This window comes from Streptomyces sp. NPDC005408, from assembly GCF_040606445.1.
Lineage (GTDB): Bacteria > Actinomycetota > Actinomycetes > Streptomycetales > Streptomycetaceae > Streptomyces.
The window spans coordinates 63,411-79,028 of sequence record NZ_JBEXEX010000005.1; the positions used below are offsets into that span (position 1 = coordinate 63,411).

The 15,618-nt window shown below is 67.3% G+C and carries 10 protein-coding genes and 1 pseudogene; 10 read left to right on the forward strand and 1 reads right to left on the reverse strand.

Annotation, left to right across the window (positions count from 1 at the left end):
• Positions 1–96: 96 nt before the first annotated feature.
• The 9 genes from ABZS64_RS07080 (at position 97) to ABZS64_RS07120 (ending at position 11,661) form a co-directional block, all read left to right on the forward strand.
• Complete coding sequence (locus ABZS64_RS07080) at positions 97–2,130, forward strand: glycogen debranching N-terminal domain-containing protein (protein WP_355824266.1); 2,034 nt, start codon at positions 97–99, stop codon at positions 2,128–2,130.
• 98 nt (positions 2,131–2,228) lie between these two features.
• On the forward strand, positions 2,229–2,993 hold the full coding sequence (locus ABZS64_RS07085; protein WP_355824268.1) for an NUDIX domain-containing protein: 765 nt from the start codon (positions 2,229–2,231) through the stop codon (positions 2,991–2,993).
• A 103-nt stretch (positions 2,994–3,096) separates the two neighbouring features.
• Positions 3,097–5,037 carry an ATP-binding cassette domain-containing protein gene (locus ABZS64_RS07090; protein ID WP_355824271.1) on the forward strand — a complete coding sequence of 647 codons (1,941 nt, stop codon included), beginning with the start codon at positions 3,097–3,099 and terminating at the stop codon, positions 5,035–5,037.
• A gap of 159 nt (positions 5,038–5,196) precedes the next feature.
• A complete protein-coding gene (locus tag ABZS64_RS07095) occupies positions 5,197–6,084 on the forward strand; it encodes a FadR/GntR family transcriptional regulator (protein WP_355824274.1) in 888 nt (295 codons plus the stop codon).
• A gap of 344 nt (positions 6,085–6,428) precedes the next feature.
• Complete coding sequence (locus tag ABZS64_RS07100) at positions 6,429–7,985, forward strand: RNA polymerase sigma factor (protein ID WP_355824277.1); 1,557 nt, start codon at positions 6,429–6,431, stop codon at positions 7,983–7,985.
• 116 nt (positions 7,986–8,101) lie between these two features.
• Positions 8,102–8,998, forward strand: a complete 897-nt coding sequence (locus tag ABZS64_RS07105; protein WP_355824279.1) for a tyrosine-type recombinase/integrase — start codon at positions 8,102–8,104, stop codon at positions 8,996–8,998.
• Positions 8,999–9,450: 452 nt separating this feature from the next.
• Complete coding sequence (locus ABZS64_RS07110) at positions 9,451–9,747, forward strand: hypothetical protein (RefSeq protein ID WP_355824282.1); 297 nt, start codon at positions 9,451–9,453, stop codon at positions 9,745–9,747.
• Between the two features lie 91 nt (positions 9,748–9,838).
• The gene (locus ABZS64_RS07115; protein WP_355824284.1) at positions 9,839–10,624 is read left to right on the forward strand and encodes a bifunctional DNA primase/polymerase; all 786 of its coding nucleotides are present in this window, start codon (positions 9,839–9,841) and stop codon (positions 10,622–10,624) included.
• Entirely contained in the window at positions 10,624–11,661 is a 1,038-nt protein-coding gene (locus ABZS64_RS07120) for an AAA family ATPase (protein WP_355824287.1), read from the forward strand. Before ABZS64_RS07115 ends, ABZS64_RS07120 begins: the two co-directional genes overlap by 1 nt.
• Positions 11,662–12,301: 640 nt before the next feature.
• Here ABZS64_RS07120 and ABZS64_RS07125 read toward each other — a convergent pair.
• Positions 12,302–12,619: pseudogene (locus ABZS64_RS07125) on the reverse strand (serine hydrolase); the annotation flags it as partial.
• 893 nt (positions 12,620–13,512) lie between these two features.
• Between ABZS64_RS07125 and ABZS64_RS07130 the strand changes: the two are divergent.
• Complete coding sequence (locus ABZS64_RS07130) at positions 13,513–15,453, forward strand: AAA family ATPase (RefSeq protein ID WP_355824290.1); 1,941 nt, start codon at positions 13,513–13,515, stop codon at positions 15,451–15,453.
• Positions 15,454–15,618: the final 165 nt, after the last annotated feature.

The window sequence follows — 15,618 nt, forward strand, 5'->3', positions numbered from 1 at the left end:
CGTGCCGCCGTTCACCGTCGTGGCGGAGTCGTACGACCCGTGCCGCCGTCATCGCAGCGGCTGTCCGGAGCGCACGAAAGGCACAGCAGATCACCCATGGCCCTCACCGCCCCTCGACCGCCCCAACAGCCTCGGACGGTTCAGGGCTCCGGCTCGGGCCCCGCGCCGCCCGGAGCCGGACGGACCGCTGATCTGCCGCCGGTGCACAACGCGCTCATCTGTGTCGCCCTGCCGTGCCTGGCGATCTCCCCCGAGCACGGCCAGCTCACCGGGACAGGGCTCGAAGGCGTCTATCAGTCGGGCCGGCGGCTGCTCTCCCGCTGCCAGTTGCGCATCGCGGGGCGCGAACCGGTCGCGGTGCAGAGCAGGTTGGTCTCCGCGGACCGCGCCACCTTCTTCGCCGTGGTGCGGACACCCGCCGACATTGGGCCGGACCCAGAGGTCGCCGTCGAGCGCTCGCGCGACGCCGACGGTACGGAACGGATCACGCTGCGCAGCTCGGCAGCGAGACCCCTCAGGCTCCCGGTGGAGATCGCGCTCGGCACCGACCTCGCGAGCCTGGGGGCGGTCGCGGCCGGACGCCCCGGTCCCGAACTGCGCGCCAGTGTCCACGACTCGGGAATGCGATGGTCCGCCGGCACCGGCTCCCACGCCGTCGTCACGGCGGATCCACCGCCGAAAGACGCCCTGGCCTCCGCCGGAATGCTTCGCTGGGAGGTGGAGCTCGCACCGGGGGCCTCGCGGACCATCGAGCTGCGGGTCCGCTCCGACCGTCCGGCCCGTCCTTCCGGCCGGACGGGCTGCCACCCCTTCGCCGAGGCGCGAGCAGAGGGGGACGACCCGAGGCTGCAGGCGCTGCTCAGGAGCAGCATGGGCGACCTCAAGGGGCTGCTGCTGCGGGACCCGGGGGGATCCGCGGACGTATACCTGGCCGCGGGCGTGCCCTGGCGATGCGGGCCGGCACCCGCCGATGCGCTCTGGGCTTCGCGGATGGCGCTCCCGCTCTCCACCCGGCTGGCCGCGGCCACCCTGCGGACGTTCGGCCGGACCCAACTCTCGGGGCCGGGATCGGACTTCGGGCGCATCCCCGGTCCGCTCAGGGACGCGGGTCCGCATCTGCCACCGAGTTGCACGGGTGTGGAGGCGACCCTCGCGTTCCCCTCGGTCCTTGCCGAGGCATGGCGCTGGGGTCTGCCCGAGCAGGAGCTGCTCGGGCTGCTGCCGACGGCGGAGCGCTGTCTGCACTGGCTGCGTCAGGCCGCGGGAGACGACGGCGTCCTGCCGGAGCCCGGTCCGTCCGGGGCCCGGCGCGCCGAGACCCAGGCCCATGCGCATCGGGCCGCGCTGCTGGGAGCCGACCTTCTGGAGGCCTTCGGCCGTCCCGGTGCCGAGGGCTGGCGCGAGTGGGCGAGCACGCTGCGGAGGCGTTTCAGGGAGGATTTCTGGATCGATGACAGGGCAGGTGGCCGTCCCGCCGCGGCGCGTCTGGCCGACGGACGGCCGGTACCTCATCTGGGAGGCGGCGCCGCGCATCTCCTCGACACCGGGCTGCTCGGCGGGGGACGGCTCGCCCCCGGCCTGCTGGACAAGGTGCAGACCGGGCAGCTGGCCAGGCTGCTCGGCGGTCCCGCGCTGGACTCCGGCTGGGGGCTGCGCAGCCTCGGGGCCAAGGAGCCGGGACACAACCCGTTCGGCCACCGCGCCGGAGCCGTCCGGGTGCACGAGACCGTCGTCGCCGTGGCGGGCCTGGCTGCCGCGGGGTACGAGAAGGAGGCCGTGTCCCTGCTGCGCGGCGTCATCGATGCAGCCGAGGCCTTTCGTTACCGGCTGCCCGAGATGTACGCGGGGGAGCAGCGCACGGCGGACGGCGCGCCGGTACCGCACCCCGCCGGCTGCCGGCCTGCGGCTCTGGCTGCGGCCGCCGGGATCCAGCTCCTGACGACCCTCGCCGGGATCCGTCCCGATGCCCCGGCCCGTATGGTCGCGCTGCGACCGGTGCGCTGCGTTCCCCTCGGCGCGGTGCAGCTGTCCGGACTGTGCGTCGCAGGTGAGCCCTTCGCCGTCCGGATCAGCAGGCTCGGCTTGGGAATGGTGGAGGAGGCCGCCGACGGCCTTCAGTTGGGGGTGTGAGCCGGGTGGGTGGGCAGGGCTGGGGGGTTGATGAAGAAAGAGTCGCGGCAGGTGGCGAAGGGAGTGTTTATCGTCAGGCAGACGACTATGATCACGGCATGTCTCCCTACGACCCGTCGGCCTTTCCGCCTTTTGCTGTCACCGTCGACCTGGTCGTGCTCACCGTGCGTCGTCATGCGCTCTGCGCGCTGGTCGTACGCCGCGGAGAGCCGCCGTTCCAGGGTCGGTGGGCGCTGCCCGGCGGCTTCGTCAGGGGCGACGAGGATCTTGCGGCGGCGGCAGCGCGCGAGCTCGCCGAGGAGACCGGACTGTGCGCGGACGACCCCACATCGCCGGCACCCGGGAACGGCGCGCATCTCGAGCAGCTGGCCACCTATGGAGACCCCAAGCGGGACCCTCGTATGCGCGTTGTCAGCGTGGCTCATCTGGTGTTGGCGCCCGACCTTCCCGCGCCCCGCGCGGGCGGTGACGCCAACAGCGCGCGCTGGGCCCCCGTCGAGGATCTCCTGGTCCAGGAGAACGGGTTCGGCCGCGAGGACGATCAGTCCGCCTCGCTCGCCTTCGATCATGCGCGGATTCTGGCGGACGGGGTGGAGCGGGCCCGTTCCAAGATCGAGTACTCCTCGCTGGCCACCGCATTCTGCCCGCCGGAGTTCACGGTCGGCGAGCTACGACGGGTGTACGAAGCGGTGTGGGGCGTCGCGCTCGATCCACGCAACTTCCACCGCAAGGTGACCGGCACTCCCGGCTTCCTGGTGCCCGCGGGCGGGACCACCACCCGTCAGGGCGGCCGCCCCGCGCAGTTGTTCCGCGCGGGCGGCGCCACCGTGCTGAACCCCCCGATGCTGCGTCCGGAAGTCTGACACCCGCGTCGGGCCCCTGCGCAAAAAGTCCTAAATGTCGCGTTATCTTGCTGCGGTACCCCCGAACTGCCGCCGAGCGGTCTCACCTCCCGCGAGAGAAGCGATGCTCCAGGCCATCGGACTGACCAGCACCCAACGCCGAGACCACCCGCCCGCCGTCGACGACGTCACGTTCGAGGCCCGGCCGGGCCTCGTCACTGCCCTCCTCGGCGTGGCCGGCTCCGGCAAGACGACGGCGCTGCGTCTGATGCTCCAACTCGAGGCCGGCCGAGGCGTCACGTACTTCCGAGGAAACCCTCTCCACCGCATCGCCCACCCGGCCCGTGAGGTCGGGGTGCTCCTCGGTGACGTACCCGGTCATCCGGCACGGACGGCTCGGGGCCAGCTCCGTGTGCTCTGCGCCGCCGCCGGAGTGCCCGGCTCCCGCGCCGACGAGATGCTGGAGGTCGTCGGTCTTGCGGGCCTAGGCGGCCAGCGCCTCGGCACGCTGTCGCTCGGCATGGACCGCAGGCTCGGCCTTGCCTCAGCCCTGCTCGGCGATCCGCAGACGCTGATCCTTGACGAGCCCGCGAAGGGGCTCTCGCCGCGGGAGAACAGTTGGTTGTACGGACTGCTGCGCGCGCACGCCGCCCATGGCGGCACGGTCCTGTGCACCACCGGTGACCCCAAGGAGGCCGCCCGCCTCGCCGACCGCGTCGTCACCCTCGACGGGGGCCGCCTCGTCGCCGACCAGGACGCGACCGCCTTCTCGCGCACCCGGCTCCGCCCCCGCGTCGCCGTCCGCACCCCGCATGCCACCCGCCTGGCCGCCGTCCTCGCCCGTGAGGCGCGCGCCGCTCAGCGTTCCGTCGAGGTCGTCGCCGAGAGCGGCAGCCTGCTGTCCGTCTACGGCAGCAACTGCGCCGAGATCGGCGAAACCGCCTTCCGGCACGGTGTGCTCATCCACCGGCTGACCGACGAGGTCGGAGACACAGGCCCCACCCCGGCCGCCGCGCCCACCGCCGTGCCAACGCCCGCGCAGCCCGCGCCGGCCACCGGACCATCCGCGGCGACCCCCGCGCCCGCCTCCGCGCCTGCAGCCGCGCCGACCCCTGCGCCTGCAGCCGCGCCGACCCCTGCGCCTGCAGCCGCGCCGACCCCTGCGCCCGCCTCCGCTACCGAAGAGCACCCCCCGCCCACCGAACAGGCCGCGCACTCCCCGCGCCCCCCGGACCCTCCTCGAGCCCCCCGTCCCCCCGTCCCCCCTCAGTCCTCGCCCCTCCCGCGTCCCGTACGCAGCCCTCTGTGGCCCCTGCGCTACGAACTCCGTCGTCTTCTCGGGGTCCGTACCGCCCTGTTCGTCCTGGCCGCCGTGCTCGTCGCCTCCGCCGTGCTGTGCGTTCTGCTCGGCCGCACCGGCGGCACCCCGCTCCCGGCCGTGCTCGCTGCCTGGCCCGATTTTCTTCCGCTGCCGCCCGCGGCCTTCGGCGCCGGACTGCTCGGGGCGCTCTCCTTGGGCGAGGAGTTCCGCTATCCCGCCCTCGCCGCCTCCCGTGGCACCGTGCCCCGCCGCCTGGGTCTCCTTCTCGCCAAGCTCGCAGTGACTGCCGCTGCCGCCCTGCTCATCGCATTCCTCGTTGCGGTGGCCGACTTTCAGGCGCTCCGACTCGCCTACGGGAGCGAGGCGACGCCCGTTCCGCAGAACTGGCCCGCACTGATGGCCAGTTGGGGCGGTCTCGCGGTCGGCTGTGCCTGGGCCGGACTGCTCGCCGCCGGGGTGTTCAGGGTCGCCGCCGCCGGAGTGGCCGCCGTACTCGCCGTACCGGTCCTCATCGCTCCTCTCGTACAGAAGGCGCTCATCGCGCCGTCCGTCCGTTCGATCGCGGGGCTTCCCGGCAGACTGCGCGAACTCACCTGGGTACGGCTGCCGCAGCAGGCGGACGACTTGCTGATGGCCGGAGTGCATGTGCTCGCCCAACCGGTCGGTGCGGCACTGACGTTGTCGTTGTTGGCCCTGATCTGCGCATATCTGGTCATGGGCCTTCGCCGCAGCGCTGGTTGGTGATCATGATCGACCGGGACTCGGCGATCTGCTCACAACTCCCTTGAGGGCGCCCGTTTCTTTCCGATAAGGCGTCAATTGTAAGGCCAGCGCCGATCACCCTTTCGTGTGCTTTTCACCAAAGACCTCAAGGGCCGCCGGAGCCACGCCGACAAAGGATGCGTGAGTACCCTTGCGCACACCATGATGACCGCCGCCCGCCCCGCCGAGTCCGGCCTCGCCGGCCCGGGCGAACTCGACCGATACCCCTACGCGGAGTCGCCCGGCGCCGACCGCGTCGGCCCTCCCTCATGGGACGGCGGCGACGCCGAGTTGGGCCGGGTCGGCCGCCGCGCGGCAGGCAGCCGGGGCCGCGGACTGCACGGCCAACTCGTCCAGCAGCTCGGCCAGATGATCGTCTCGGGCGACCTGGGCGCCGATCGCCCGCTGGTCCCCGAGGAGATCGGCCAGCGCTTCGAGGTCTCCCGCACGGTCGTGCGGGAGTCGCTGCGCGTCCTCGAGGCCAAGGGCCTGGTCAGCGCCCGCCCCAATGTCGGCACCCGGGTCCGCCCGGTCAGCGACTGGAACCTGCTGGACCCCGACATCATCGAGTGGCGCGCGTTCGGCCCGCAGCGTGACGACCAGCGCCGGGAGCTGAGCGAGCTGCGCTGGACCATCGAGCCGCTCGCCGCCCGTCTCGCCGCAGGTCACGGCCGTGAGGACGTCCAGCAGCGGCTCGCCGACATGGTCGAGATCATGAACCATGCGCTCACTCAGGGTGACGGAATCACCTTCTCCCGGGCCGACGCGGAGTTCCACTCCCTCCTCATCCAGCTCGCGGCCAACCGCATGCTGGAGCACCTCTCGGGGATCGTCTCCGCCGCCCTCCAGGTCTCCGGCGGCCCGGTCACCGGCTGTGACCGCCCCACCGAGGTCTCCCTCGCCCATCACGCGCGGATCGCCGACGCCCTCGCGACCGGCGACTCGCACGCGGCCGAATCGGCCATGCGTCAACTGCTCACCGTTCACCCTGAGGTGGAGCGAGTCGTCCCCGCGCCGCGCGAGCACTGAGCGCGGGAGGCGGGACGCGGTCAGGAAGTACGGAGGCGTACGCATCGCGTGTCGCCGGATTCCACGGGATCCGGCGGCACGATTGTGTGGTGAACGACTACTCTGGCCGTTTCGTCGTGTATGAGGTGTGACTCGGGCCACGTGGATTGGGCGTAACACTCCTCGAAACAGTGCGATGACCTAAGAGGTGACAGCCGAGGAGGGAATACAGCCGCCATTCAGGGCGCTGTGCAAATCCGAGGTTCAGCCCGCGCCACCGGCACATCCGCAGCCTGGTGGTCGTCGGCTCCGGCCCGATCATGGGCGGGGCCGGAAGCCGTTTCCATCGTTCCGAGAGGTTGTTCGTGTCGGCCAGCACATCCCGTACGCTCCCGCCGGAGATCGCCGAGTCCGAGTCTGTGATGGCGCTCATCGAGCGGGGAAAGGCTGATGGGCAGATCGCCGGCGATGACGTGCGTCGGGCCTTCGAGGCTGACCAGATTCCGCCAACCCAGTGGAAGAATGTTCTGCGCAGCCTCAACCAGATCCTCGAGGAAGAGGGTGTGACGCTGATGGTCAGTGCCGCGGAGTCGCCGAAGCGCGCCCGCAAGAGCGTCGCTGCGAAGAGCCCGGCAAAGCGCACCGCCACCAAGACCGTCGCGGCCAAGACCGCCACGGCGAAGACCGTCGCGGCCACCGCGGCGCCGACGGCCGAGACCGTCGACGTCCCGGCCGACGAGGTCTCGGAGACCGCGCCTGCCAAGAAGACGGCCGCAAAGAAGACAGCGGCCAAGAAGACGGCGGCGAAGAAGACCGCCGCCAAGAAGACCGTGGCCGCAAAGAAGACCACGGGCAAGAAGGACGCCGACGAGGCCACCGAGGGCGAAGAGCTCGATGAGGCCCAGCCCGGTGGCAAGGGCGAGGAGGAAGAGGCCGAGGGCGAGAACAAGGGCTTCGTTCTCTCCGACGACGACGAGGACGACGCGCCCGCTCAGCAGGTCGCCGTCGCCGGTGCCACTGCCGACCCGGTCAAGGACTACCTCAAGCAGATCGGCAAGGTTCCCCTCCTCAACGCCGAGCAGGAGGTCGAGCTCGCCAAGCGCATCGAGGCCGGTCTGTTCGCCGAGGACAAGCTGGCGAACTCCGACAAGCTCGCGCCGAAGCTCAAGCGCGAGCTGGAGATCATCGCCGAGGACGGCCGCCGCGCCAAGAATCACCTGCTGGAGGCCAACCTCCGCCTGGTCGTCTCGCTGGCCAAGCGCTACACCGGCCGCGGCATGCTCTTCCTGGACCTGATCCAGGAGGGCAACCTCGGTCTGATCCGCGCGGTCGAGAAGTTCGACTACACCAAGGGCTACAAGTTCTCCACGTATGCCACCTGGTGGATCCGTCAGGCGATCACCCGCGCCATGGCCGACCAGGCCCGCACCATCCGTATCCCGGTGCACATGGTCGAGGTCATCAACAAGCTCGCGCGCGTGCAGCGCCAGATGCTCCAGGACCTGGGCCGCGAGCCCACCCCGGAGGAGCTGGCCAAGGAACTCGACATGACCCCCGAGAAGGTCATCGAGGTCCAGAAGTACGGTCGCGAGCCGATTTCGCTGCACACCCCCCTCGGCGAGGACGGCGACAGCGAGTTCGGTGACCTGATCGAGGACTCCGAGGCGGTCGTTCCGGCCGACGCAGTCAGCTTCACGCTTCTGCAGGAGCAGCTGCACTCGGTCCTCGACACCCTGTCCGAGCGTGAGGCGGGCGTGGTTTCCATGCGCTTCGGTCTCACCGACGGCCAGCCGAAGACCCTGGACGAGATCGGCAAGGTCTACGGCGTGACGCGTGAGCGCATCCGTCAGATCGAGTCCAAGACCATGTCGAAGCTGCGCCACCCCTCGCGTTCGCAGGTGCTGCGCGACTACCTGGATTAAGTCAAAACCCTACCGACGCCCCTGACCTGCGAACCTTGCGGGTCGGGGGTGTTCCTGTTGCCTGCACAGCGCTCCTAGTCCAGATAGTTCATTCGGCGGGAGTACCCTCGGGCGACATGAACGGTTATTCGGACATACGTGCGCTTCTGGACTCCTGGACTCTGCACCTGGCCGCCGAGCGAAAGAGCGCCCAGACGCTCAAGACCTATGGCGACGGTGTCCGCGCCTTCCTGCGCTGGTGCGAGGCGACCGGCACTGCACCCACCCTCGACCGGCCTACCGTGAACGCCTTCGTGACTGCACTGCTGGACGGTGGGGCCGAGCCCGCGACGGTCAGGTCACGCCAGCTTGCCGTCCGGCGGTTCTCGGCATGGCTGGCCGAGGAGGGCGAGACCGACAACGATGAACTGGTCGGTCTCAAGCCGCCGAAGCTGGACGTGAAGGTGATCAACGAGCTGGACGACGACCAGCTCCGGGCTCTGATCAAGGCGTGCGGCGGGAAGGAGTTCCGCGACCGGCGGGACGAGGCGCTCGTCCGGCTCATGATCGAGACCGGGGCCCGTGCCGGAGAGGTCGTGGCGATGGCCGTGGCCGACGTGGATCTGAGGGCGGGCGGCGCGGTCATTCGCAAGGGCAAGGGCGGCAAGGGGCGCACGGTGCCCTTCGGCGCGCAGACCGGCCGCGCCATCGACCGGTACCTCAGGCTCCGGCGGTCGCACCAGCTCGCCGACACCCCCGCCCTGTGGCTCGGCGACCGGGGCAAGGGCTTCAGCTACGACGGCCTGTACGTCGCCCTGAAGGGCCGGGCGGAGCTGGCTGGTATCGATGGCTTCCACCCCCACCGGATGCGGCACACGGCGGCGTCCAGGTGGCTGGCGGCCGGTGGCAGCGAGGGCGGGCTGATGGCCGTTGCCGGATGGACGCGGCGGGACATGCTGGACAGATACACCCGGGCGTCGTCCGAGCGCCGGGCAGCCGAAGAGGCACGGCGGTTGAACCTGGGGGACCTGTGAATACCCGCCGCTTGCCCGAGGCCTGGACCGGTGCTGGGGTCGTCCTTGTCTGCACGGGACGCGGTGCTCACCGGGAGCGGCGTCTCAGTGGTGTTCTGTGGAATGAGCGGGGGGAGCTCTGCGGCTGGGATGGGCGCAGGCTTGGCCTGCTCGCCGATGGCGGTACGGCCACCCGTATGACTGTGAACAACGTGTGCCCGACATGTGGGCGTGACATGCCAGTGCGCGTGGATACGCTCGCGCGCGCCCAGCCCTCTGCTCAGCAGCTCGCCCAGGCAGGGCATGCGCTGGTGATCGACATCTCTCTCGGGCTCTAGCCGAGCCGCACGCTATGCTAAGTGGCGTGCTCGGGCGTTTTAGCCCGAGTCACCGTCTGCTTGGCGAGTCGCAGTCCGCCGAGGTAAGGCTCTCCCACCGGGGAGCAGATACCTCGCGCCCGGAGGACTGCCCCCGTGTCTCTCACTCCCGAGCAGCGCAGGCTTCGCGCCAGCATCGCCGCTCTCACTCTGTGGTCCAAGACCGAAGATCCCTCTGCCCACACCGCGCCCGCCCGCGCGGCGTTCAACGACCGCTTCGAGCGTGAGGTCGACCCGGGCGCCACCCTGACCCCCACCGAGCGCGCCCGCCGCGCCGAGTACGCACGCAAGGCGTACTTCAGCCGCCTGGCCCTGGCTTCGTCACGCGCCCGCGCCGCCAAGGCCGCGGCCCGCCGCACCGCCAAGGGCGGAGGTGGCGAAGATGCCGCATAACAGCACCGGAGCCGCCGCCCACGGCCAGGGCAACGGCTCCGCAATGATTATCAACCAGGCGACGGTTTCGATCCCTGCCAGGGTAACGCCGATGGCTGCCGCCATCAGCTGCGCCGAGCGTGGCCAGCGGGTCATGTGGGCACCGCCCGGCAGCAAGCACCCGACCGTGAAGGCATGGCAGGACCGCGCCACCACCGACGTTGCCACCATCGCGCGTTGGTGGACGCAGTGCCCCGACGCCAACGTCTGCATCGTCACGGGGCAGGCGTCGGGGATCTGGGTACTCGACATCGACGACAAGAACGGGGCCGTTGGATCGACCACCCTCACCGACCTGGAGCGCCGGTACGGAGAACTCCCGCTGACGTACGCCGTAGGTACCGGGAGCGGTGGCGTCCACTATTACTGGGCGTGGCAGGGCGTCGACTTCGCCCTTGGCAACTCCGCTGGCAAGCTCGGCCCCGCCCTGGACACTCGGGGCAACGGGGGTCAGGTCGTCGCGCCCCCGTCAAGGGCCGACGACCCCGCGCACACCATGGCATATGTCGTGCTCGACCCCCGGCCGCCTGTCGCTGCGCCGGCGTGGCTCCTCGGCCTGCTGCGGCCCGCGAGGCCGGTGGCACGCACGGCGCCGTCCGGCTGGCCCGCGGCGGGCGGTGTGGGCCGCGTCCTCGGCTGGCTCGCCTCCGTGCAGCCGGGAGGGCAGGACAACGCGCTGGCGTGGGTGGTGCGCGTGCTCAAGGACGACGGGCTGAGCCCGCAGGAGGCCGGGGATCTGCTGTGGCCGGTCGTGGCCGCCTGGCCGTGCTCGCGTGCGCCGTGGACCGAGCGGGACATCGAGCGTCATCTGCGCTCCGCGTACCGGGGGGTGGCGTGATGGCGACCCCCCTGTGGTCACCTGGTGGCAGCGGGGAGCAGAGCAACGGCGGCGGCCAGGTACCGCCGTCGGACAACCCCATACAGGCCCGTCTCGCTGCCCTGCGCCAGAAATTGCTGGACAGCGCCGAGCTGGACCAGAGGCCGGACCCCAAGCCGCTGATTGCTGGGGTGCTGTGCCTGGACTCGATCGCCTGGATGTACGGCAAGCCGGGGTCGGGCAAGTCGTTCGTGGGCCTCGACATGGCGTGCTGCGTCGCAGCGAAGGACAAGGCGTGGCAGGACCACCCGACGGAGACCGGGGCGGTCGTGTTCCTGGTCGCCGAGGGAGTCTCCGGGACCGGGAAGCGGAAGCGTGCCTGGGAGAAGGAACACGGCATCACGACCAGCGTGCTGTTCCTGCCGGTAGCCGTGCAGCTCCTCAATGGCATCGACCTGAGTGCGCTGCTGCTCCTGCTTGCGGAGATCAAGCCGCTGCTGGTTGTCATCGACACGCAGGCTCGCTGTACGACCGGCGTGAACGAGAACGACAACGGCGAGATGAGCAAGGTCATTGCGGCCGTCGACCAGATCCGGGCGGTGACCGGCGCGTGCGTCTTGCTCGTTCACCACTCGGGGAGGTCCGGCGAGAACTTGCGGGGAGCGTCCGCCCTCGACGGCGCGGCCACAACCGTGATCAAGGTGTCGATGGACGGCATCTACATCGACCTCGTGTCCGAGAAGCAGAAAGACGCTCCCGACTTCGAGCCCATCCTGCTGCGCACCAAGCCGGTCGGCGACTCGCTTGTCCTGGAGCCTCGGAGCGGTGGGACTAACACGGAGTCAGAACAGACCATCCTCCGCACGCTGCGGGACTGCTTTGGGACTAGCAGCGCCACCGGCACGAAGCTGATGGAGGAGAGCGGGCTGAAGAAATCGACCTTCTACCGGGCGCTGAATGCGCTGGTCACGAGGGGTCTCGTTCAGAACATCGGCACGAGGAAGCGGCCGGTATACGCCCTCCCGGAAGGGCAGGAAATGTTCGACCAGTCTCAGTAGTCCCAACCAGTCCCGCCCGCCTTTCCAGAGTCTCTCCCACCCCCCTCCTCTTAGGGGGTGGGACTAGGACTGAGACGGGACTCAAGGAAGGGACGAAAAACGAAGAGCGCCTCGCCGTCGCTCTGGAAGGCCAGCGGCGCCCGACCCCCCTCTGCCTGGCGCGGGTTGCCACCCCACACCCAATCTGGCCCCTGTGCCGCCCCCTCATGCCCATGAGTGATGTGTTCATGGCCAACATCAGAACAACGCAAAAGACAATCGAAGTCATCGAACGAGTCGAAAAGATCGCGGGACTCATGAGTGATCTTGTGGACTTGGTACATGTGCATGTACCCCGTGCAACGTGGCTCTCGCCGATGTCCTCGTCGGCCACCGAGCGGGTGGTCTGGCCCGAGTTCGGGGGGACGTACGGGTAATCCCCAAAGCCCCCTGGGCAAAGGGGGGAGGGGGTGCACGTAGCGAGATCAAGGGGCCGCGGACCCCGGGGGGTCGGCCCCTTCTCTCTCTAATGTGAAATCGCACTAGTTGATCTTCGAGGCGGCCACCTCACGGATAACGAGGAGTTGAGCGAGGATGGCCGCTCCGAGTTGCGGATCCTCCGCTTCGCCCGCCAGTAGAGCTCGCAGTGCGGCCCGAACAGTTACGCCAGCGGCCTTCGCACTGCGGCGACCAGCGATGTCGCACGCACATCGCTGGGGCCCCCGATGATGTGGTTCATCGCGTAGCCGAAGGCAATGCCGTGCTCCGGGTCGGCGAAGCCAAGCGAGCCGCCTCGACCGATGTGGCCAAAGGAGCGGGGTCCCGCCATGGGGTTGGTCTCGGTGGGCAGCATGTATCCGGAGCTGAACCGGCTTGGCAGCACCATCACCTGGTCCGCCCCGCTGGCCTGCTCCTTGGTCGCGGACGCGAGGGTTTCCGGGGTGAGTATGCGCACGCCGTCCACGTCGCCGATCAGCGCGGTCCACCGTCGGCCGGCCACCCAGGTATACGCACACCGCCGCGCCGATGTCCCCGTGCCGGGCGAAGTTCGCCGCGAACGCTTCGCGCACCGGTTCGAACCCGGCCGCGACATCACCGTCGATCGTCGTCATGCCGCCCATCCTGGCATTATTGGCCGCCTGTTCCGAGGGCCCTGGATCTTGAAAGAGTGGGTGCCCTCAAGTGCTGTCAGGTGGCACTCCCTGTGGCTATCGATCAAGAACCGTACCTCCCAGCGACCGCGACCTGAATCACGCCGTCCCAAGCGGCGGCCGAGGTGCTTGTGCTTCTCAAGGCACGCCTGCTATCTCCATTGAGCCTGGCGCTCGGAGACCCGGGCAACACCAGCCTGGGGTAGTTCACGGCGAACAAGTTCGAAGGCCGCAGCCTGATAGCCGACAGTTGAAATTTCGACTTTCTGATCTGCGCTGACCAGCAACTTCATCCCGAATTGACGCCACCATTCCCGTCAGTCAGCCTGGTAATAGGAGCTGTCACCTTTTGGCGGCTGGGCGCCTTGCCCCGAGACACAGCCGGGACCTGGCGCAACAGACATCGCGCTTGACGCGAGAATCCCTATACGAATGCGCCCATGGGTCGCGGCATGCGAACCGGAAAGCCTAGCCGTTCTGGATGGGGAAGCAAATGAATGACGCAACGCACCACGTAGTTGTTTCAGGGGACGCTCTAGCGGATTGGCTAGTCGCACGACCTGATGAAAGTGACCTAAGAAGGAATGCAGGAGCGAAGTGGCAGCGATCGCGGATAGCTAAGCAGGCGGAGGTTCCCGGAGGTGCGCGCCTACTAGCGAAACTGGTCGACTCCATGCGTCCCGAAAGCTTCGCGCTTCGAACTCACGCGTGGCAGGAGCCGATGGCATGGAATGACAGACAAGTGAGTCATTACTATGCCATCCTTAAGGGATTTCCCGCAAGCGATGAAGTGGACGAAGGGAGCGATACAAAAGCAAAGAATCGACGTTGGAGAATCTTCGAAAATCTTGGCGTTTCGACATGTGATGGCCCCTGCATAACCCACGCACGTTCATGCGAAATCCCAGATGATAAAGAAAAAGCCGAACTCGTCGTCCTTGCGGATGTTGGACTGGGCTATTGTAGTACACCGAACCACTGGCCTAAAGCTGTCACGGATGATACTCAAAACCCTTGGGTTGTCATTAAGCTGGGCGGTGCCAGCGTAGCTGATGAGGGGAATGGACTCTGGGAAAAACTGTCCCAGCGTCGAAATAAAGTTGTTGCTGTGACTACTGCCGATGACCTGCGACGCGAAAAAGCGATTGAAATAAGCAAAGGGACGTCGTGGGAGCGCACTGCCCGAGAGTGCGCTGACGTCTTGCAAAACGATCCTCGCCTTCAAAAACTCGTCCAATGCCGCTATGTGATCGTCTTGTTCGATCCAACGGGTGCCCTAGTGTTTGATCGTGATGCGCGCGGGAGCGGCAGATACTTTCTATTCTTCGATCCCGCAAGGGTGGAAGCCGCACCTGATTTCTGGGGTCAGGGGCGTATGTGGGGCTACACCTCCGCGTTGACCAGTGCACTCGCACACGAGATTATGAGGGCTATTGACGGCGACATTGAAGTGAGTTCTGATGCCATCCGGGAAAGTGTTGAGCGTGGACTTAAAGCTGCACGCATGATCTATGAGTGTGGATTCGGAACGCTCGCTGACGGTGACGAAGCCGACCTCGAGGTACTCGTGCAGTCAATCGCCTACCCCCTGCAGGAAGTCTCCCTCGTAGTAAAAGGGCAAGACTCCGATGAAACGTGGACGAAGAAGCGTCCTCCTCACTTCGCCAAGGCAGAAGTGAGGCTTAGCGCGCCGTTGGAATCATGGACCATATTGGATGATACTCACGGAGTAAATCTCCAAATGCTTGCAAGGGGAATAGTGGAGAAGGGGATAGAATCGGCGCTTGGAGGTGTACCTCGTCTCGAATATGGGAAAGTGGTCACAGTTGACCGAACTGAAATAGAGAGCTTCCAATCTGTTCGATCTCTCGTTAGGGACTACGCGCAGAAGAAAGTGCAGCGCCCGATCGCGCCCCTGTCCATAGTCGTATTCGGTGCTCCCGGGTCTGGCAAATCAACCGCTGTCAAGCAGGTCATAGGGGAGCTCCAGATACCCAACTCGAAGTTTAAGTTCGAAGAGTTCAATCTATCTCAATTCCGCAATACGTCCGACGTAATAGATTCCTTCCATCGACTCCGGGATGATCGACTGAACGGCGTAATACCGCTAGTTCTTTGGGATGAATTCGACACCTCATTTGAATGTAGCCTCGGCTGGCTCCGTTACTTCCTTTCCCCTATGCAGGACGGGACCTTCCAAGAGGGGCAGGCAATTCATCCAATCGGTCGCTCAATCTTCGCATTTGCCGGAGGGGTGTCGCACAGCCTGGAAGATTTCAAGAGTCATCCCGCATACGATGAAGCAAAAGGTCCTGACTTTCTGAGCAGGGTTCGCGGCACTATCGAACTTCGAGGCATCGACGAGTCGGCAGGCGACGAGCATTATGTGGTTAGGCGTGCCATCTTGCTCCGGTCAATCCTAGAAAAAGAGACACAGCTCGCCCAAGGGGGGCGAAACGGCCCTATTCGTATAGATGAAGGAGTTCTGACCGCGTTCTTGAAGGTGTCCAGTTTTAATCATGGCGCGCGCTCGATGAGAGCCATAGTTGCGAACAGTTCCCTTTCGGGCGAGGACTATTTTGGGAGATCAAGCCTGCCCGCTGAAACGCAGCTGAACCTGCACGTCGACGCGAATGAATTCTATACGAAAATGCGAACGTGAGTGGCAGTGCTTCATGGGCACAAGGAGAGTTCCGGCTGGCGGTGACGCAGTTCGAGCTGCAGGATCGTGATCACGCTGCGACCGGCAGTAGTGCCTGAAGCCGCTCGCAGTACCTACGAATTGCCGGAAGGGACTTGTGCGGTGGAGCTGCTCGGAGAACTCCTT